The organism is Ruegeria sp. MALMAid1280, from assembly GCF_049195285.1.
Lineage (GTDB): Bacteria > Pseudomonadota > Alphaproteobacteria > Rhodobacterales > Rhodobacteraceae > Ruegeria.
Genome location: NZ_JBMIRT010000041.1, coordinates 184,642 through 202,083, shown reverse-complemented (window position 1 = coordinate 202,083; position 17,442 = coordinate 184,642). Strand labels below are relative to the sequence as shown.

The window sequence follows — 17,442 nt, the reverse complement described above, 5'->3', positions numbered from 1 at the left end:
GCCCTTACATCCTTCCCATGAAAGAACTTTTGCGCAGCACCGATCCAACGATCCTGGCCTTTGCTTCGGCCCTTCTTGAAGGTGAGGATATAGACTGCTTTCAGATGGACGTAAATATGAGCATCCTCGAAGGCGGCATCGGAATTTTTCCGCGCCGCCTGATGGTGCGGACAGATGACCTGACCCGCGCGGAACGCGTGATGCGCGACAATGACATCCCCCTGGGACGATGACTCTTTTTCCCGATACAGACCTGACCTGTAACGATTTTCTGAACGGGCGAGTGCGCCTCTGGCAACCGCGTTCAGGCTATCGCGCCGGGTTGGACCCGGTGCTGCTGGCGGCTGCGGTCCCGGCGACACGTGGTCACACCGTGCTGGAACTGGGCTGCGGGGCCGGGGCGGCGATCCTGTGTCTGTTGGCCCGCGTGCAGGGGGTGCAGGGAGTTGGCGTAGAGTTGCAAGCACCTTATGCCGATCTTGCGCGTCGAAACGCTGTGGAAAACGGCGAGTCGCTGGAGGTGATCGAAGCAGACCTGAACGCTCTGCCTGCCGACCTGAAACAGCGGCAGTTCGATCATGTGATCGCCAATCCGCCCTACTATCGCGCCGGGGCGCACAGCCCTGCCGCGGACAAGGGGCGCAGTGTGGCTTTGGGGGAAGAGACGCCTCTGGCTGATTGGTTTGATGTTGCCGCCAAACGCCTCGCGCCGCGTGGATATCTGCACATGATCCAAAAGGCCGACCGCCTGCCTGACATGCTGGCGGGTTGCGCCGGGCGTTTGGGCTCGGTCGAGGTGCTGCCGCTGGCCGCCCGTACCGGTCGCGCCGCCGAACTGGTGATTTTACGCGCCAGAAAAGGCGGTAAGGCGGCATTTCGGCTGCATGCGCCGCTGATTTCGCACGCGGGCGACCGCCACGAAAAAGACGGCGAAAGCTATACGACTCAGGTCTCTTCGGTGCTGCGCGACGGGGCTACGATCTGCGGCATTTTCGACCGATAGGCAGTAACCAGCCGAATTTGTCGGATTTATGACAGAATCTGTGCGTCTGCAGCGTGACAGGGTGGAAACGATGTGGTCAACTTCTTACGTGAAACTCAGACACCAACAGAGGAGTATCGCCATGAGCGTGAGCGCACACCTGACCGAACTGAAGAAAAAGCATGAAAACCTCGGTCTTGAAGTAGAACAAGCCCAACGCTCGCCTGGCATCGACGATCTCCATATTGCTCAGCTTAAAAAGCAGAAGCTTAGGCTGAAGGAAGAGATCGAGCGACTGTCGAACTAGCGTCTCATACTGGCCCGTGCGGCAATCGCCGCGCCGCCTGTAATGAACACGGCCGCGATCGCCAGACCCCAGGACGGGGCGGCGATCCCGGCGACAACCAAAGCCAGCGTAGACAACAGGGGTGCCGCGTAGGACGCTGTACCCAGCATCTGGATGTCGCCCTGCTTGACCCCAATATCCCAGACGTAAAACGCCAACCCAACCGGCCCCAGCCCAAGGGCCACGACCGAGGCCCAGCCGATGGCATCATCGGGCCAGACAGTGTCTTCGACCGCCAAATGCAGCAGGCCCGAAGCAACCGCCGCGGCGAGGCAGAACACCGCGACGGAACTGGTCGGCGTGTTGCCCAACCGGCGCGACAGCACCGAATAGCCCGACCATGTCAGCGCGCAGAGCAGCGCCAGCCCATAGCCCGGCAGATGATCGGCCTGGAACCCCATCCTGCCGCCCCCGGCAATGATCACGGCCGCGCCGGTAAAGCCGAGACAGGCGCCGATCAGATGTCCGAGGCGCAGGTTCTCGCCCGGCAGCAGCCCCGAAAACAGCACGATCAACAGTGGCCAGAGATAGGCGATCAACCCGGCCTCAGCCGCCGGAGCCATGCGCAGGGCCGAGAAATACAGCGCGTGATAGCCAAACAGCCCCGCGGTGCCGAACAGGTATGTCGTCCAGGGCACCGCGCCCAGCTGGCGCAGGCCACCATTGGTCCCGGTCCAGATCAGGCCCAGCGTGCCTCCGATCGAAAAGCAGATGGTGTTCAGCAGCAAGGGCGGGGTCGGAGACGACCCAACGGTGAACAGGGCCAGCAAGGACCACAGCAAAACGGCGATAAACCCGATAGCTGTTGCGCGTGTTCTGGTCATGGGGCAGGGACGTCTTCCACCGGGATGATCCTGAAGTTGTCCGAGATATGCGCGGTTTTCTCGATCTCGGCAACGAACCAATCGCGAAAGGCTGCAATCTGGGGCCGGTTTTCGGCGCCAGGCAGGCACAGAAAGCGGAATCTCCCGCTGGTCTCGATGGCGACTTTGAAGGGGGCGACCAGCCGCCCCTCGGTCATGTCCTTCAGGATCATGGCGCGGCGCCCCAGCACCACGCCAACGCCCGCGACAGCGGCATCAATTGCGTGATCGGCGTTCGAGAATCGCGCGCCATGCTCGGGCGTGAAATCGACGCCGACCGCCCGGAACCAGGTGGGCCAGTCACAGCGCGGCCGCAGAAACGCAATCGAGTCGTCGTGGATCAGCGGCGCGTCCTTCAGGCTCTCGGGGGTTGGATACCGCTCGGCCAGTTCCGGGGTCATTACCGGGGTCAGCCACTCTTTGCGGACGGGCACGGAATACAACCCTTCATCCGGGCCATAGCCAAAACGGATGGCCACATCCACATCATCGCGTTCCAGATCCACGATCCGCAGGGTGGCCGAGAATTTCAGGTCGATCTCGGGGTGCGTCCGGGCAAAATCATAGAGCCGCGGCGCCAGCCACTTGGCCGTCAGCGCAGGCCCTGCGGTCACCGTCAGGCTGGTGTCGTTGCCCTGCCGCCGGGTGGCCTGCCACGCGGCCTGCAATGTGGCAAACCCCTCGGCGGCACCGGGGGCGAGGGCACGCCCGGCCTCGGTCAGTTCCACCGCGCGGTTCAGGCGGCGAAACAGGGGGCGGCCCAGATGTTCCTCCAGCGATTTGATCTGAAAGGACAGCGCTGCGGGTGTGACGTGCAACTCGTCCGCCGCCTTGGCAAAGGACATATGCCGTGCGGCAGCATCAAAGGCACGCAGGGCGGTCAGAGGGGGAAGGGGTGTGCTCATTTATCAAGAAATTCTTAACTGAAATCTGTAGAAACCTCGTTTGTCAGCTTAGAATGTAAGGCGCATATTCAGTTCAAGTCAAACAGAGTTGAACTGAAAGGAAAACCGCCATGATTGAGGTCACCACCAACCCGGCCACCGCCCGCGCCTTTCAGCGCGCCCATTTGGAACGGTCTCGCGCAATCAACAACACCTTGAAATGGCTGTTCGGTTCCCGCTGAGCGCAGCGCGCGCGTTCTTACGGGATAGAAAAGGGCCGGTCCAAAAGGACCGGCCCGATTTCTTGCAGGTTCGTCGGTTCAAACGAAGAACTGTGCACCGTTGGCCGAAATCGTCGAGCCGTTGATGAACTGAGACTCTTCCGAGGCCAGGAACGCCACGCAGCGGGCGATTTCCTCGGGTTCGCCCAGGCGACCGGCCGGGATCTGGCCAATGATGGATTCACGAACCTTTTCCGGAACCGCCATGACCATCTCGGTCGCGATGTAACCAGGGCAGATCGCGTTGGCGGTGATGCCTGCGCGCGCACCTTCCTGCGCCAGCGACTTTACGATACCCAGATCGCCCGCTTTGGTTGCGGCATAGTTTACCTGCGCAAACTGGCCCTTCTGACCGTTGATCGAGCTGATGACGATCACGCGGCCGAACTTGCGTTCACGCATGCCAGGCCAGATAGGATGGACAGTGTTGAACACGCCGGTCAGGTTTGTGTCGATCACGTCTTTCCACTGATCGGGGGTCATCTTGTGGAACGGCGCGTCGCGGGTGATGCCCGCGTTGGCGACCACGATATCGATCGGGCCGACCTCGGCTTCGACCTTTTCAATGCCCGCTTTGGACTGGTCATAATCGGCCACGTTCCACTTGTAGGTGGCGATGCCGGTTTCCTCGGTGAATTTTGCCGCCGCTTCGTCGTTTCCGGCATAGGTGGCTGCAACATTATACCCTTCGGCCTTGAGCGCCTTGGAAATTGCTGCGCCGATGCCGCGGGAACCGCCGGTTACGAGTGCTGTACGTGCCATTGAGGACTCCTCTAATTTAGTCTGCTTGGTAATTCTGTTACTCTGAGAGAGATTGCTGCGCAATATCGTTTCGTGTTCGATTGTGACTTTCTGTCCGGCGATATTGTCGCATCTACTGTGTAAAACCTGAATGTAACAAAAAAAGGGCGCCCAGCGGACGCCCGTTTATGTTTAATTGTCAACGCACTTAGTCGCGCTCCACGCAGAGGGCGACACCCATGCCGCCACCGATGCAGAGAGTCGCCAGACCCTTTTTCGCATCGCGGCGCTTCATTTCGAACAGCAGCGTGTTCAGAACGCGGCAACCCGAGGCGCCGATCGGATGGCCGATGGCAATCGCGCCGCCATTGACGTTCACGATCGACGGATCCCAACCCATGTCTTTGTTCACGGCGCAAGCCTGCGCGGCAAAGGCTTCGTTGGCTTCGACCAGATCCAGATCGTCAACCGACCAGCCTGCTTTCTCCAGTGCCTTGCGCGAGGCGTAGATTGGGCCAACGCCCATGATCGACGGGTCCAGTCCGGCGGTGGCGTAGGAGGCGATGCGGGCCAGAGGCTCGATGCCGCGCTTCTCGGCGTTTTCGGCCGACATCAGCAGGGTCGCCGCCGCGCCGTCGTTCAGACCGGATGCGTTGGCCGCGGTGACCGAACCGTCTTTGGTGAAGGCCGGGCGCAGTTTGGCCATGGCCTCCATAGTTGCGCCGTGGCGGATGTACTCGTCCTTGTCCATCACGATGTCGCCCTTCCGGGTCTTGATGGTGAAGGGTGCGATTTCGTCGGCGAACTTGCCGGCCTTCTGCGCGGCCTCGGCCTTGTTCTGTGAAGCGACGGCGAATTCGTCCTGCATATCGCGGCTGATCTGCCACTTCTCGGCGACGTTTTCGGCGGTCTGACCCATGTGGTAGCCGTTGAAGGCATCCCACAGGCCGTCGCGGATCATCGTGTCGATGTATTTCATGTCGCCCATCTTGTGACCGGCGCGCAGGGCGGCGGCGTGGGGCGAGAGGGTCATGTTTTCCTGACCGCCAGCGGCGACGATTTCGGCATCGCCCAGCTGAATGTGCTGAGCCCCCAGTGCCACAGCACGCAGGCCCGATCCACACACCTGGTTGATACCCCAGGCTGCGCTTTCCTGCGGCAGGCCGGCATTGATATGGGCCTGACGCGCCGGGTTCTGACCCTGAGCCGCTGTCAGTACCTGACCCATGATGGTTTCGCTTACCTCACCCTTTTCGACTCCGGCGCGTTCGACGACGGCTTCGAGAACGGCAGTCCCCAAATCATGTGCGGGTGTGTTTGCAAACGAGCCGCCAAAACTGCCGACGCCAGTCCGTGCTGCAGATGCGATTACTACGTTGGTCATATAGACAATCCTTTACCATCAAGGTCCTGTGGGAACCGTAACGGCGCTGATCGCAAAGGCAATGCCCCTGTGAACCGGAGCGCCTGCTGATCCCCCGCTCCAACTTCACATGGCATAGCGTAATGCTGCAAACGCAGCAACGGTCACCTTGTCTCAGGGTGCCCCTAGGGCAGCTCATGCGTGGTTAGCTGCCGGTTTGCTGCGCTTTTTGGTCTTTCCACGGGGCCGAGACGGTCGGAGCGCCGAACAAATAGCCCTGCAGGCAGTCCACGCCATTGGCCACAAGGAATTCGGCGTCTGCTTTGGTTTCGACCGATTCGGCGGTCACCAGAATCTCGAACTCCCGCGCCACGGCAACCAGCGCACGGACCAGCGCCTGATTGTCGGGATTGTCGCTGATGCCGCGCACGAATTGCCCGTCGATCTTGGCGGCATCGAACAGAAACTCTCGGAAATGGCGGAAGCTGAAGTTGCTGGCGCCGAAATCGTCCAGCGCGAAGGCGACGCCGCGCGGTTGCAGCCGGTCCATGAAATCGATCACCAGCTCGGGCACCGTCATCGCCGAACTTTCCGAGATTTCGAGGATCAGCCGTTCGCCGATACTGGCGTCTTTTTTCAGGAACCGGTCCAGCACCCGCGAATACCGTGCATATCCGATCGAGCGCGCCGACATGTTGATCGACAGCCGTATGTCGGGGTTTCGGGCCAGCGTTCGCAGCCCCATTTCCAGCGCGACACAATCCAGATCCCGACCGATGGGGGTGTTTTCCAACTGCGGCATGAAATCGCGCGCGGGGATGACCCGCCCGGTCTCGTCCAGCACCCGGATGAACCCTTCGTAAAAGGCCACGCCGAACGGAGGGTGCGCCTGCATGACAGGTTGAAAGGCCAGTTTGCATTGTTTGTGTTTGACGGCTTCGGTCGCCATCTGAACCGTAGTGGTGTCGCGGGATGCGACGGCCGCATTCAGCGGGCTTTCCGCACCCTCGGGCACATCTGCCTGTTTTTTGTCCCGCATCGCTTTGCCATTCCCTTTACGTCGCCGCTCGGGGTTTGATTTCAGGGCAAAACTATGAATCTGCGGTTAAGGAGCGTGAATTTGATGCTGTTCAGCGCGTCGTTTGCCAGACACGGCCCAGGGCCGCTGCTGCACCGATCAGGGCGCCCATGAAGCCGAGTGCCAGCATGACAAATCCCAGCACAATGATGCCGTGCGCGCCGCCCGCCAGCGCTGTCAGCATTGCCAGAACCAGCCCGACCAGACCAAGAACGGTTGATACAGTTGTCAATCTGGGCATGTCGGCCTCCGGCTACTCAATACGGTTCACATCCGCTGAATATGGAATGTGAAATCCCGCTTTCAAGGAAATGGGCTGCCGGGTCGGCGGATTTAAGCTTGTTTTGCCTGTGTATTGTGCGCTTTGGCTTCAAATTGTTCAAATCCGGGCGTTCCGCGATCTTCCGGATGCCGGGCCAGGTGTTTGGCTTTGATCTGGTCTGAGCTGTCGCGGCTGCCGTCATGGCTGTAGCCCGGCGGCGCAAAGCAATAGGCCAGACGTTCGCGCAGGGTCAGCCCCGGCTGGGTCGCGTCGTGCCAAATGCTGACCCATTCGTGAAACGCCACGCGCAGCGGGTTGAACGTGCCGATATTGTGGACCAGCCCGTAATCGACGCGATCATCCTCCTGCTCGGGGACAAAGGTGCCGAACATCTTGTCCCAGATGATGAAGACGCCCGCATAGTTGCAATCCAGATAGCGCGCGTTGCGGCCGTGGTGGGCGCGGTGGTGGCTGGGGGTATTCATCACCGCCTCGAACCAGCGGGGCATCTTGCCGATGGCCTCGGTGTGGATCCAGAACTGGTAGATCAGGTTCAGCCCGCCGACAAACAGCACCATCGCCGGGTGAAAGCCCAGCAAGATCAGCGGCGTCCGCACCACCATCATGAAGGTGAACGTATAGGTCCAAGTCTGCCGCAGCGCGGTGGTCAGGTTGTAATGTTGCGAGCTGTGATGGTTCACATGACTGGCCCAGACCCAGCGGATGCGGTGGCCGAACCGATGCACCCAATAGTAACGCAGGTCGTCCAGCACAAAACACAGGATGATCACCGGGATCGAGGTGCCCAGATTCAGCGGCGTGATCTGCCACAGCCACATGAAAAACGCATATGCGATGAAGCCCAGCAGAAACCCGGACGCAATATTGCCCGCGCCCATGATGAGAGAGGTCACCGCGTCGCGCGTCTCATACCGGCCGCCTTTGCCCTTGATGGCGATCCACAGAAACTCGACCAGAATGGCAGCGATGAAGAAAGGCACCGCCCATTGCACGGCGTCGGGAAAGGTAATTTGGTCGGTCATGCGGGGTCCATCAGATGTTCCCAGTGGGGGCGTTCGAATTCGTCAAGGTGGATGATGACTTTGGGCGTGCCGAAATCGTGGAACTGGATCTCGAAACCCTCGGGGTGATCCAGCCAGTCAAAATCCAGCAGATGACGCGCCACGGTATCGGCGCCAAAGGACCACAGCAGCCCGTTTCCGGTCTCGGTGCGGATCAGAGCCGCGTGTTTGTCATGGGCCAGGGTGATGTCGATGATCTCGTCGTCAGGCGCATGACGCAGCCATTCCGAGCGCGCGGTCCCGGGCGTCAGCTCGCGCAGCTTGGACCGCCCGGTCAAATGCAGCATCACCGTCACACCGACGATGCCTCCGGCAACAAGAACCAGCAGTATTTCAAGCGGCATTCCATCCTCCCGCCTGGCACAGTGCAGAGCGGTCAGGACAGTGTCAAAGGTTGCGTGGCGTCAGCCAGCCTCGAGCGTGTCGAGGATCTCGTGCTGCACGACACGTTCCACAAACGGCACCAGCCCGTCAGGGCCGGATGCCCGGTCCTTGAGGTGGATGCAGATATCCGGCCTGCGGGCGGCGATGATGCCCACCAACTCGCCGCGTATCTTGTCATCCAGACCGGCACCCATGATGGCGCAGACAATCCGGGGCTCGGCATCCAGTTGCCGCCGGACCTCGTCGGGATCATGCGCGCCCAGCCATTGAATCGGCATGTGATCCAACTGCCGCGCCACGTCGCCGATGACGTTGGGCAGTTTTCCAATCAGCAAAACAACCGGCTTCATTGGTCTCTCCCTTCCATAAAGGTTGCAAGCGAAACCGGCCCGCTAAGGCCAGTTCCACAATAACACATTTTTGAAATGAGCGCTGAAACCCTAGTCGGCGATGGTGTAAACGATTGCGTCGCCTTTACCTTTGTTACGCGCAAATGTGACTTGGTTTCCGTCTATAGACACCTTCAGGCAGTCTTCCGGAAAAGCCTTGTCACCGACCACGACATTCCTGCACCAGAATTTCTTGCTCCAGGCCCATGCCCCGGTGAGCTTCGCATTGTTGCGTCCGACGCCATTGATTTTGCCATCCGGCGAAATGACAAGCCAAGTGTCACCGCTGACCAGTTTTTTACCGGCCACCGCGTCCAGAAATTGGTTTTGCTTGCGTAGCTCTTTGGCGTCAGAGCTTGCGGCAGAGCACAGGAAAACGCCAGCCATGGCGGCGGTAAGTACAATCAGTCTCATTCTATTCTCCCAAACTAAATATGCAGGAGAATAGCATGTTTTCCCACGGGTGCCGGAGAATTTAGCTTTCAGCGCCCACCAGTGTCGAAACAATCGCCTTGGCGCTGTCCGAATTCCACTCGGCATCCCCGATCAGCCGGGCGATCTCATTGCCGTCGGGGTCCAGAATCACCGTGATCGGCAGGGCGATCACGCCAAATTCCCGCGCCACGGCCGAGCTCTTGTCCTGATGGCGGGGCAGGTTTTCGATACCGTTCTCTTCGAAGAATTTCTTGATCCCCGCAGGAGAGTTTCGCCCGGTGGCCAGGGTCAGCACCTCGAACTTGTCGCCGCCGAACTCGGCCTGCAGCTCGGCGATCTGGGGCATTTCCTTGCGGCAGGGCGCGCACCACGTGGCCCAGAAGTTCAGCAGAACATATTTGCCCCTGTAATCCTCAAGCGTTGCGGTGCCACCGTCATCTTCCAGCTGAAACTCGACCAGTTCGTGGGGTTTGGGTTCCTTGTGCAGGATCAGCCGTTTCAGCGTGCCCTCGCGCAGCGGGCCCAGAGTTTCCGCATCCGTGGCCAAAGCCGCATTTGCACCCAGCGCAAGGGCCATATAAAGGGGGATCAGACGAAATAGGCGCATATCAACTCCGGGTTTTCTTACATGACCGATCAATCCTCGAACCAGATGTGGGGCGGCCGCTTTGCCGCCGGTCCAGACGCGATCATGGAGGCGATCAATGCCTCGATCGGGTTCGATCAGCGGATGGCAGCCCAGGACATCGCAGGCTCGCGCGCCCATGCCGCCATGCTGGCGTCCACAGGCGTTATTACTGATAGTGACGCCGAAGCAATTCGGGAAGGGCTGCTCACCGTTTTGTCAGAAATCCAGAACGGAGAATTTCAGTTCTCGACCGCGCTGGAAGACATCCACATGAATGTCGAAGCGCGGCTGAAAGAGGTGATCGGCGAGCCCGCAGGCCGTTTGCACACCGGTCGTTCGCGCAATGATCAGGTCGCAACCGATTTCAAACTCTGGGTCCGTGATCAGCTGGATGCGGCTGAAGCCGGCCTGCTGGCCCTGATCCGCGCGCTTTTGGCGCAGGCCGAGGCCGGGGCCGATTGGGTCATGCCCGGCTTTACTCACTTGCAAACCGCACAGCCGGTGACATGGGGCCACCACATGATGGCCTATGTCGAGATGTTTGGCCGCGACCTGTCGCGCGTCCGCGATGCCCGCGCCCGGATGAACGAATCCCCACTGGGCGCCGCTGCGCTGGCCGGGACGTCCTTCCCCATTGACCGCCATATGACGGCGCAGGCGCTGGGCTTTGACCGCCCCGCCGCCAACTCGCTGGACGCGGTCAGTGACCGCGATTTCGCGCTGGAGTTCCTGTCCACCGCCTCGATCTGCGCCGTGCACCTGTCGCGCTTTGCCGAGGAACTGGTGATCTGGTCCTCGGCCCAGTTCCGGTTTGTCACGCTGTCCGATCGCTTTTCGACCGGGTCGTCGATCATGCCGCAGAAGAAAAACCCCGATGCGGCGGAACTGATCCGCGCCAAGGTGGGGCGGATTTACGGCGCGAATACCGCGCTGATGATGGTGATGAAGGGGCTGCCGCTGGCCTATTCCAAGGACATGCAGGAAGACAAGGAACAGGTCTTTGATGCTGCCGACAACTGGATGCTGGCGCTGGCCGCGATGGAAGGCATGGTCAAGGACATGACCGCCAACCGCGATAGCCTCGCCGCCGCCGCAGGCTCGGGTTTCTCGACCGCGACCGATCTGGCCGACTGGCTGGTGCGGGTACTGGGCCTGCCGTTCCGCGACGCCCACCACGTTACAGGTTCGCTGGTCGCTAAGGCCGAAGGCAAAGGCTGCGACCTGCCCGACCTGACGCTGGAGGACATGCAATCGGTTCACGCCGAGATTACCGACGATGTCTATTCAGTGCTTGGCGTCGACAACTCGGTAAACTCGCGCCAGTCCTATGGTGGCACGGCGCCGGATCAGGTGCGCGCGCAGGTCGAACGGTGGAAGGCGCTGGTCTGAGACCTTCCAGCCTGCGCCCGGATGTCCGGGCGCAGTTCCAATTGCTGCCATCTGGTGAGCAGTCACGCCGAGGCCAGTTTTCCCGAGTATTCTTCGCTGGGTCTTTTCAATCCTGAAATGACGCTGGACGAAAAGCGCACCTTTGTGGGCGAAAAGGGATCATCCCAGGCCAATTGTGACATGTCCCCCGTGCGATTGGCTTTGAATCGTGCGTTTGTTGCCGACAAGGTCATGTATTCGTCCTTGTTGGCGCCGCTGGGAATTCCCACGACCGCGACGCAGGCGGTTGCATCCGGCAACCGGAAATTTGGAAGCATACCTGCCCTGAAAAGCCCGCCAGAGCTTCTTCAGTTTCTGACGCAAAAGGCCACCTTCCCGCTGCTCGGCAAACCCTGCGAGGGCTCGGGAAGTTCTGGCTCGGTGGATCTGGAGAGGATCGAGGACGACCTCATCGTTCTGGGAAACGGGCGTAAAGTGCTGTTGGAGAGTTTCTGCAACGAAGTCTATGCAGATTACCCGGATGGGTTCATGCTGCAGTCGGCGCTTCGTCAGCATCCCGAGTTTTGCAAGATAGCCGGCAAAGCCGTTGGCTCGCTGCGATTTGTGACGATCCGGGATCAGGACAAGCCGCGAAAACTCTATGCCCCGTGGAAAGTGCCGTCGCCGAATGCGAAGTCGGACAATTTCTGGCAACAAGGCAGCATTCTGGTTCAGATCGACGACAATGGTGTTCTGGGCGAAGCGCGAACCGGCATCGGGCTTGATGCGCAATCCATCGAGCGCAACGCAAACCCGTTTCGTTCGCTCTACCAACTGGCCTATGGACGCGGCCTGTTTAATCCGGATTTCGTGCCAGCGGTTGAAAACGCATCAAAGATTTCTGCGGATATGTTGAATCAGATCAAGGAACTGGAGAAATTCCGCCGCGACGCGCGCCGCTCTTAGGCGTAGACGGACGATCGCTGTTGATCGGCATGGTTCGCAACTTGCGGTCAGGAAAACTGTGGGTGGAAGGTCCGGTGACATTCCTGGTGTTCACGGTGTGAAAATGCGGTAAAATACCACCAGTCCTGTCGTGGCGCGGTGCCCCGGTCAGGTGCATGTCCAGATCAAGCGGCGGAAGGTGTTGGCATGATGCGAATTTTGCGTTTGGGTTTTGTCTTGTTGGCCGGGTTTACTCTGGCCGCCTGCGGTGCTGATGGTGAGCCGATCCAGCCAACAATGAGCGCCAATATCGGTGTCGGCAGCGGCGGCACCCATGTCGGGGGCGGTGTCGGGGTCCGGCGCGGCGGTCTTGGCGTCTATTTGGGCGTTTGACACCTTTGCAATTTGTCTGTCGCGCGCTTATCTGCATGGTATGACCGGCCTTGCGCCAACTCCTAAACATAAGACGACACTATGAAATTTATCGGTCTGATCCTGTCCCTCGCCGTGCTTGCGGCCTGCGATCCTTCGTACAAACCCCGCCCTGAGCCCGAGGCGCCTTCGGGTGGGTCCGGCATCTCGGTCTCGGGCTATGCGCGGGTCGGTGTGTCGACAACCAACTGACGGAACGCTTCGGGCTGTGCAGAATCCATTGATCCGACGGGCAGTTTTGGTCTAAGCGCGCTGTCATGGATCACTTTATTTACCGCGACGGCGCGCTTTACGCCGAGGATGTCCCGATCTCGGAAATCGCCGCCACCGTCGGAACCCCGTTCTATGTCTACTCGACCGCGACCCTGTTGCGGCATTTTCAGCTGTTCGATGACGCGCTTGAGGGCACCGACCACCTTGTCTGCTATGCGATGAAGGCCGCCAGCAATCAGGCGATTCTGAAAACTTTGGCGCAGGCGGGCGCGGGGATGGATGTGGTGTCGGGGGGGGAATACCTGCGCGCCAAGGCTGCGGGTGTTCCGGGCGACAAGATCGTGTTTTCGGGTGTGGGAAAAACCGCCGATGAAATCCGCACCGCGCTGACCGGTGGCATCCGCCAGTTCAACGTCGAATCCGAGCCCGAGATGGAAGTGATCAACGCCGTCGCGATTGATCTGGGCGTCGTCGCGCCGATCACCGTTCGGGTAAACCCGGACGTCGACGCCAAGACCCACGCCAAGATCGCCACCGGCAAGTCCGAAAACAAGTTCGGCATCCCGATCGCCCGCGCATCCGAGGTTTACGCCCACGCCGCCACCCTTCCGGGGTTGGAGGTGATCGGTATCGACGTGCATATCGGCTCGCAACTGACCGATCTGGAACCGTTCGAGCTGGCCTACACCAAGGTCGCTGAGCTGACCGAACAACTGCGCGCCGAGGGCCACAACATTCGCCGCCTTGATCTGGGCGGGGGGCTGGGAATTCCCTACACCCGTGCCAATGACGCGCCGCCGCTGCCGGTGGAATACGGTGCGATGATCAAGAGGACGCTGGGCCATCTGGGCTGCGAGATCGAAATCGAGCCGGGCCGCCTGATTGCGGGCAATGCGGGCCTTATGGTCAGCAAGGTGATCTATGTGAAATCCGGCGAGGATCGTGATTTCCTGATCCTCGACGGGGCCATGAACGACCTGATCCGCCCTGCGATGTACGAGGCGCATCACGATATCGTTGCGGTTCGGGAACCCGCGCCCGGCGTTGAACAACAGCCCTATGATATCGTTGGTCCGGTCTGCGAAACGGGCGATACCTTTGCCAAACAGCGCAATATGCCGCCGCTTGTCGCCGGTGATCTGGTCGCCTTCCGCAGCGCCGGGGCCTATGGCGCGGTGATGGCCAGCGAATACAACACCCGCCCCCTGATCCCAGAGGTTCTGGTGCATGGGGATCAATTTGCCGTAATTCGTGAACGGCCAAGCTTTGACGAAATCATAAACCGCGATACCATACCTACGTGGCTTTGACGCGATAACCGCGCGGGCCCGCTGACGGAGGCCCGCCTTGACCGCAAGACCGAACCTGCCGATCCCAAGACCGTCCCTGTGGCTGACGCATGCAGGGATGCTGGCCGAGCAGGTTTTGCGCGCCTTCTGGCCGTTTTTCTCGGGGTCCATGGCGATTCTGGCCGCTTTGATGCTTGGGCTGCAGGATCATGTTCCGGTCGAACTGGTCTGGATTGTGGGCGCGCTGGCCCTTTTGGGGCTGCTTGCGGCGCTGATCCTGGGTGTGCGGCGATTCCATGTGCCATCACGGGCCGAAGCGCTGATGCGGCTGGATGCATCATTGCCTGGCCGTCCGATTCAGGCGCTGATGGACGATCAGGCCATTGGCGCGATGGATGCGGATTCGGTTGCCCTGTGGCACGCGCACCAGAAACGGATGGCGCGGCGGGCGGCGCAGGCCGATCCGGTCAAACCGGATTTGCGACTGGCCGACCGCGACCCCTACGCCTTGCGGTACTCTGCCCTGTTGGCGCTGGTGATTGCGGGCTTGTTCGGCTCGTTCTGGCGCATCGGCTCGGTGGCCGAGATGACTCCGGGCGCGGCCATCGCAGGCCAAGGACCAAGTTGGGAGGGTTGGGTTGAGCCGCCGCGCTATACCGGCCTGCCGACGCTCTACCTGGCGGATCAGGCCGATCCGACGCTGTCGATCCCGCAGGGCAGCCGCATCACTCTTCGTTTCTACGGAGAGGTTGGCGCCCATAGTCTGACGGAAACAACCACGCCTCTGGGTACTCAGGACGCGACCGAGCCGGAACAGGACTTTGTGGTCGAACGGTCCGGCCAGCTGAGGATCGCAGGCCCGTCCGGGCGCGACTGGTCGTTGGATGTGGTTCAGGATACCGCGCCCAGCATCGGTGTCGCGGATGTGGCCGAGGCCGAGGCGGGCGGGCAGATGAAGCTGCCCTTTGCCGCCAGTGACGATTATGGCGTGGTATCCGGCAGCGCAACGATCAGGCTGGACCTGTCCGCGGTAGACCGCCGCTATGGCCTGACCATTGCCCCCGAGGCGCGCGAGGCGATCGAGGTGGAACTGCCGATGCCGATCACCGGTGACCGGGCCGATTTCACCGAGGATTTGATCGAGGACTTCTCGCAGCATCCCTGGGCGCATCTGCCGGTGACAATCACCCTGACGGCACGGGATGCGGCGGATCAGGAAAGCCAGTCCGAACCCTATTTGACCAAGCTGCCCGCGCGGCGGTTCTTTGATCCGCTGGCCGCAGCGGTAATCGAACAGCGCCGCGACCTGCTGTGGTCGCGGGACAACGCCCCGCGGGTTGCCCAATTGCTGCGTGCGGTCTCGCATCTGCCCGAGGGGTTCTTCCGCTCGGACACCGCCTATCTGCGCCTGCGCGTCACCCTGCGTCGGCTTGAGGCGTTCACCAAATACGACCTGAAGCCCAAGCAGCAGGAAGAGATCGCGCAGGCCTTGTGGGATCTGGCGGTCATCATCGAAGAGGGCACGCTGGCCGATGCGCTGGAACGGATGCGCCGGGCGCAGGAACGCCTGTCCGAGGCGATGAAGAACGGCGCCTCGGACGAGGAGATTGCCGAGCTGATGCAGGAACTGCGCGAGGCGACGGAGGACTATATGCGCCAGCTGCAGCGTCTGGCGCAGGAAAACGGTGAGTTCGACGAGAACCAGCAAGGCCAGAACGGCGAAACCCTGCAGATGACTCAGGACGACCTGCAGCGGATGATGGACCGCATTCAGGAACTGATGGAACAGGGCCGCATGGCCGAGGCGCAGCAGGCGCTGGAAGAGTTCCAGCAGATGATGGAGAACATGCGCGTCACTCAGGGGCAGGGTCAGGGCCAGCAATCCGAAGGCCAGCAAGCCATGGAAGGATTGGCCGAAACGCTGCGGGAACAGCAAGGGCTCAGCGATCAGGCCTTCCGCGATCTGCAGGAGCAGTTCAATCCCGGCGCGCAGGCCGGTGAAAGCGAAGGCAACGAGGGCCGCAGCGGCGGTCTGGGCCGGGGTCAGAGCCATGAGGGTCAAGGCGGTCAGGGGCAAGGGTCCGATCAGTCTGAGGGCAACCAGCAGGGTCAGGGATCGCTGGCCGATCGCCAGCAGGACCTGCGGGACGAGCTGGGCCGTCAACAGCAAAGCCTGCCCGGTGCGGGATCGCCCGAAGGCGAGGCCGCACGTGATGCGCTGGGCCGCGCGGGCCGCGCCATGGACGAGGCCGAAGAAGCCCTGCGCAGTGACGATTTGGCCGAGGCAATCGACCGTCAGTCCGAGGCGATGGAAGCCCTGCGGGAAGGGATGCGGTCACTGGGCGAGGCATTGGCCCAGAACCAGCAGAACCAACCCGGTCAGGGTACGCAGGATGGCGACATGCAGGCCAACAACCGTGATCCGCTGGGCCGCAACCCGGGCACCAACGGGTCGATCTCGACCGATGACAATATGCTGCAGGGCGAAGACGTATATCGCCGCGCCCGTGAATTGCTGGACGAAATCCGCCGCCGCACCGGCGAGACGGATCGTCCTCAGATCGAGTTGGAATACCTCAAGCGGCTGCTGGAGCGGTTCTAGCCCCGCCCCGAAACCGGATCAGTTCTGCGCCGTGCCCGAGGCCTGCACTTCAAGCCAGAGCCGCGCCTGGTCCACCATCGTCACATAGGGTTCCAGGATCGGATCGGCCTGTGGAACAGCCTGACTGATTTTCTGCGCATTGCCATAGATCAGCATCAGCAAAATTCCGACAATCAGGATCGCCGCAAAACCACGCATGAACCCGCCGGATTTGTGCGGGGCGGCGTCCTCTGCCGCTGGGGCATCATCGCTGCGCAGGCTGGAATTGATCGCCTCGACATCCGGCAGCGCATCCTTCTGCCCCGCATCTTCGGCGGTCTCGGTGGCCGTCAGTTCTTTGATAGCGCGTTCCGGGTCAGGTTCGGGTTCGGGCGGGGTATCCAGCGCCAGATCGGGCTGGGTTTCAAGGCTGCCGCCTTCCTGCGCGCGCAGATCAGCCTCGCGGGCGGCCTCTTCTTTGAGGATACTGGCAACCGCAGGGTCGACATTCCCGGTCGCCGCAGGTTTTTCAGGTTCCGCCGCGGCTTCGGGCTCGGGCGCAGCCTCGGGCACGGGTGTGGGCTCAGGCTGGGGTTCAACTTTCACTTCGGTGTCAGGCTCCGCCGCGGCCTCAGCGGGTTCGGGCTCAGCAGGCGTGTCCTCGACGACTGGTTCGGCCGCCGCGGCGGGCTGATCCGGGTGCTTGGCCTGAAACCACGTATTCTCGCAATTCGAACACTGCACATCGCGGCCTTCTTCGGGAATGACCTCGTCTGGCACCTCGTACTGGGCGCTGCAATTCGGACACGTAAGACGCATGCTGCCTCCTGGTCGGAACCTCGACCTGATAATAGTTTTTTCAGGGATGTTATTCCGTTAATACACGACCGCAAAGG

Annotated in this window: 21 protein-coding genes; 9 read left to right on the top strand and 12 right to left on the bottom strand. The window is 61.1% G+C overall.

All coding sequences use genetic code 11. The features are described from left to right. Window positions 1-17 precede the first annotated feature (17 nt). The 3 genes from ACOQFT_RS07175 to ACOQFT_RS07165 all read left to right on the top strand — a co-directional run bounded on the left by ACOQFT_RS07175 (window position 18) and on the right by ACOQFT_RS07165 (window position 1,289). Complete coding sequence (locus ACOQFT_RS07175; RefSeq protein ID WP_170333283.1) at window positions 18-233, top strand: DUF2007 domain-containing protein; 216 nt, start codon at window positions 18-20, stop codon at window positions 231-233. Further along, window positions 230-1,003, top strand: coding sequence for a tRNA1(Val) (adenine(37)-N6)-methyltransferase (locus tag ACOQFT_RS07170; protein ID WP_421597263.1), 774 nt, complete (start codon window positions 230-232; stop codon window positions 1,001-1,003). Before ACOQFT_RS07175 ends, ACOQFT_RS07170 begins: the two co-directional genes overlap by 4 nt. Window positions 1,004-1,124: 121 nt before the next feature. After that, on the top strand, window positions 1,125-1,289 hold the full coding sequence (locus ACOQFT_RS07165; protein WP_170385717.1) for a YdcH family protein: 165 nt from the start codon (window positions 1,125-1,127) through the stop codon (window positions 1,287-1,289). On the opposite strand, the gene ACOQFT_RS07160 is transcribed toward ACOQFT_RS07165, so the two are convergent. From ACOQFT_RS07160 to ACOQFT_RS07110, 11 genes are all read right to left on the bottom strand, one after another. Next, entirely contained in the window at window positions 1,286-2,152 is an 867-nt protein-coding gene (locus tag ACOQFT_RS07160) for a DMT family transporter (RefSeq protein ID WP_421597262.1), read from the bottom strand. The genes ACOQFT_RS07165 and ACOQFT_RS07160 overlap by 4 nt on opposite strands. Then, window positions 2,149-3,096 (bottom strand): transcriptional regulator GcvA, encoded by a 948-nt coding sequence (locus tag ACOQFT_RS07155; protein ID WP_421597261.1) that lies wholly within the window; start codon window positions 3,094-3,096, stop codon window positions 2,149-2,151. Before ACOQFT_RS07155 ends, ACOQFT_RS07160 begins: the two co-directional genes overlap by 4 nt. Before the next feature lie 299 nt (window positions 3,097-3,395). After that, entirely contained in the window at window positions 3,396-4,118 is a 723-nt protein-coding gene (gene phbB, locus ACOQFT_RS07150) for an acetoacetyl-CoA reductase (RefSeq protein ID WP_421597260.1), read from the bottom strand. 187 nt (window positions 4,119-4,305) lie between these two features. Further along, a complete protein-coding gene (locus ACOQFT_RS07145; protein WP_421597259.1) occupies window positions 4,306-5,481 on the bottom strand; it encodes an acetyl-CoA C-acetyltransferase in 1,176 nt (391 codons plus the stop codon). A gap of 184 nt (window positions 5,482-5,665) precedes the next feature. Continuing rightward, window positions 5,666-6,499, bottom strand: a complete 834-nt coding sequence (locus ACOQFT_RS07140) for an EAL domain-containing protein (RefSeq protein WP_421597258.1) — start codon at window positions 6,497-6,499, stop codon at window positions 5,666-5,668. Between the two features lie 91 nt (window positions 6,500-6,590). After that, the gene (locus ACOQFT_RS07135; RefSeq protein WP_421597257.1) at window positions 6,591-6,779 is read right to left on the bottom strand and encodes a hypothetical protein; all 189 of its coding nucleotides are present in this window, start codon (window positions 6,777-6,779) and stop codon (window positions 6,591-6,593) included. A 92-nt stretch (window positions 6,780-6,871) separates the two neighbouring features. Continuing rightward, window positions 6,872-7,843 (bottom strand): sterol desaturase family protein, encoded by a 972-nt coding sequence (locus ACOQFT_RS07130; protein WP_421597256.1) that lies wholly within the window; start codon window positions 7,841-7,843, stop codon window positions 6,872-6,874. Then, window positions 7,840-8,226, bottom strand: a complete 387-nt coding sequence (locus ACOQFT_RS07125) for a hypothetical protein (RefSeq protein ID WP_421597255.1) — start codon at window positions 8,224-8,226, stop codon at window positions 7,840-7,842. The genes ACOQFT_RS07130 and ACOQFT_RS07125 overlap by 4 nt, the downstream gene beginning before the upstream one ends. 60 nt (window positions 8,227-8,286) lie before the next feature. After that, window positions 8,287-8,616: a hypothetical protein gene (locus tag ACOQFT_RS07120; protein ID WP_421597254.1), complete on the bottom strand. Its 330-nt coding sequence runs from the start codon at window positions 8,614-8,616 to the stop codon at window positions 8,287-8,289. Window positions 8,617-8,706: 90 nt separating this feature from the next. Beyond that, window positions 8,707-9,069: a hypothetical protein gene (locus ACOQFT_RS07115; protein WP_421597253.1), complete on the bottom strand. Its 363-nt coding sequence runs from the start codon at window positions 9,067-9,069 to the stop codon at window positions 8,707-8,709. A gap of 61 nt (window positions 9,070-9,130) precedes the next feature. Continuing rightward, window positions 9,131-9,697, bottom strand: coding sequence for a TlpA disulfide reductase family protein (locus tag ACOQFT_RS07110; RefSeq protein WP_421597252.1), 567 nt, complete (start codon window positions 9,695-9,697; stop codon window positions 9,131-9,133). 21 nt (window positions 9,698-9,718) lie between these two features. On the opposite strand from ACOQFT_RS07110, the gene argH reads away from it, so the two are divergent. The 6 genes from argH (at window position 9,719) to ACOQFT_RS07080 (ending at window position 16,567) form a co-directional block, all read left to right on the top strand. Next, complete coding sequence (gene argH / locus ACOQFT_RS07105) at window positions 9,719-11,107, top strand: argininosuccinate lyase (protein ID WP_421597251.1); 1,389 nt, start codon at window positions 9,719-9,721, stop codon at window positions 11,105-11,107. Between the two features lie 54 nt (window positions 11,108-11,161). Continuing rightward, window positions 11,162-12,052 carry a sugar-transfer associated ATP-grasp domain-containing protein gene (locus ACOQFT_RS07100; RefSeq protein WP_421597250.1) on the top strand — a complete coding sequence of 297 codons (891 nt, stop codon included), beginning with the start codon at window positions 11,162-11,164 and terminating at the stop codon, window positions 12,050-12,052. A 186-nt stretch (window positions 12,053-12,238) separates the two neighbouring features. Further along, window positions 12,239-12,424: an argininosuccinate lyase gene (locus tag ACOQFT_RS07095; RefSeq protein ID WP_421597249.1), complete on the top strand. Its 186-nt coding sequence runs from the start codon at window positions 12,239-12,241 to the stop codon at window positions 12,422-12,424. Window positions 12,425-12,505: 81 nt separating this feature from the next. Then, entirely contained in the window at window positions 12,506-12,655 is a 150-nt protein-coding gene (locus tag ACOQFT_RS07090; RefSeq protein WP_421597248.1) for a hypothetical protein, read from the top strand. Between the two features lie 65 nt (window positions 12,656-12,720). Next, the gene (lysA, locus tag ACOQFT_RS07085) at window positions 12,721-13,986 is read left to right on the top strand and encodes a diaminopimelate decarboxylase (RefSeq protein WP_421597247.1); all 1,266 of its coding nucleotides are present in this window, start codon (window positions 12,721-12,723) and stop codon (window positions 13,984-13,986) included. Between the two features lie 37 nt (window positions 13,987-14,023). Further along, on the top strand, window positions 14,024-16,567 hold the full coding sequence (locus ACOQFT_RS07080) for a TIGR02302 family protein (protein WP_421597246.1): 2,544 nt from the start codon (window positions 14,024-14,026) through the stop codon (window positions 16,565-16,567). An 18-nt stretch (window positions 16,568-16,585) separates the two neighbouring features. Here ACOQFT_RS07080 and ACOQFT_RS07075 read toward each other — a convergent pair whose 3' ends face one another. Next, on the bottom strand, window positions 16,586-17,365 hold the full coding sequence (locus ACOQFT_RS07075) for a zinc-ribbon domain-containing protein (protein ID WP_421597245.1): 780 nt from the start codon (window positions 17,363-17,365) through the stop codon (window positions 16,586-16,588). Between the last annotated feature and the right edge of the window lie 77 nt (window positions 17,366-17,442).

Excerpts from the sequence above, each read along its gene's own strand:
- ACOQFT_RS07120 (WP_421597254.1), bottom strand. The coding sequence starts at position 8,616 with ATGAAGCCGGTTGTTTTGCTGATTGGAAAACTGCCCAACGTCATCGGC.
- ACOQFT_RS07135 (WP_421597257.1), bottom strand. The coding sequence starts at position 6,779 with ATGCCCAGATTGACAACTGTATCAACCGTTCTTGGTCTGGTCGGGCTG.
- ACOQFT_RS07170 (WP_421597263.1), top strand. The coding sequence starts at position 230 with ATGACTCTTTTTCCCGATACAGACCTGACCTGTAACGATTTTCTGAAC.
- ACOQFT_RS07130 (WP_421597256.1), bottom strand. The coding sequence starts at position 7,843 with ATGACCGACCAAATTACCTTTCCCGACGCCGTGCAATGGGCGGTGCCT.
- ACOQFT_RS07165 (WP_170385717.1), top strand. The coding sequence starts at position 1,125 with ATGAGCGTGAGCGCACACCTGACCGAACTGAAGAAAAAGCATGAAAAC.
- ACOQFT_RS07155 (WP_421597261.1), bottom strand. The coding sequence starts at position 3,096 with ATGAGCACACCCCTTCCCCCTCTGACCGCCCTGCGTGCCTTTGATGCT.
- ACOQFT_RS07160 (WP_421597262.1), bottom strand. The coding sequence starts at position 2,152 with ATGACCAGAACACGCGCAACAGCTATCGGGTTTATCGCCGTTTTGCTG.
- ACOQFT_RS07075 (WP_421597245.1), bottom strand. The coding sequence starts at position 17,365 with ATGCGTCTTACGTGTCCGAATTGCAGCGCCCAGTACGAGGTGCCAGAC.
- ACOQFT_RS07125 (WP_421597255.1), bottom strand. The coding sequence starts at position 8,226 with ATGCCGCTTGAAATACTGCTGGTTCTTGTTGCCGGAGGCATCGTCGGT.
- ACOQFT_RS07095 (WP_421597249.1), top strand. The coding sequence starts at position 12,239 with ATGATGCGAATTTTGCGTTTGGGTTTTGTCTTGTTGGCCGGGTTTACT.
- phbB (WP_421597260.1), bottom strand. The coding sequence starts at position 4,118 with ATGGCACGTACAGCACTCGTAACCGGCGGTTCCCGCGGCATCGGCGCA.
- ACOQFT_RS07140 (WP_421597258.1), bottom strand. The coding sequence starts at position 6,499 with ATGCGGGACAAAAAACAGGCAGATGTGCCCGAGGGTGCGGAAAGCCCG.
- ACOQFT_RS07090 (WP_421597248.1), top strand. The coding sequence starts at position 12,506 with ATGAAATTTATCGGTCTGATCCTGTCCCTCGCCGTGCTTGCGGCCTGC.
- ACOQFT_RS07110 (WP_421597252.1), bottom strand. The coding sequence starts at position 9,697 with ATGCGCCTATTTCGTCTGATCCCCCTTTATATGGCCCTTGCGCTGGGT.
- argH (WP_421597251.1), top strand. The coding sequence starts at position 9,719 with ATGACCGATCAATCCTCGAACCAGATGTGGGGCGGCCGCTTTGCCGCC.
- lysA (WP_421597247.1), top strand. The coding sequence starts at position 12,721 with ATGGATCACTTTATTTACCGCGACGGCGCGCTTTACGCCGAGGATGTC.
- ACOQFT_RS07115 (WP_421597253.1), bottom strand. The coding sequence starts at position 9,069 with ATGAGACTGATTGTACTTACCGCCGCCATGGCTGGCGTTTTCCTGTGC.
- ACOQFT_RS07145 (WP_421597259.1), bottom strand. The coding sequence starts at position 5,481 with ATGACCAACGTAGTAATCGCATCTGCAGCACGGACTGGCGTCGGCAGT.
- ACOQFT_RS07175 (WP_170333283.1), top strand. The coding sequence starts at position 18 with ATGAAAGAACTTTTGCGCAGCACCGATCCAACGATCCTGGCCTTTGCT.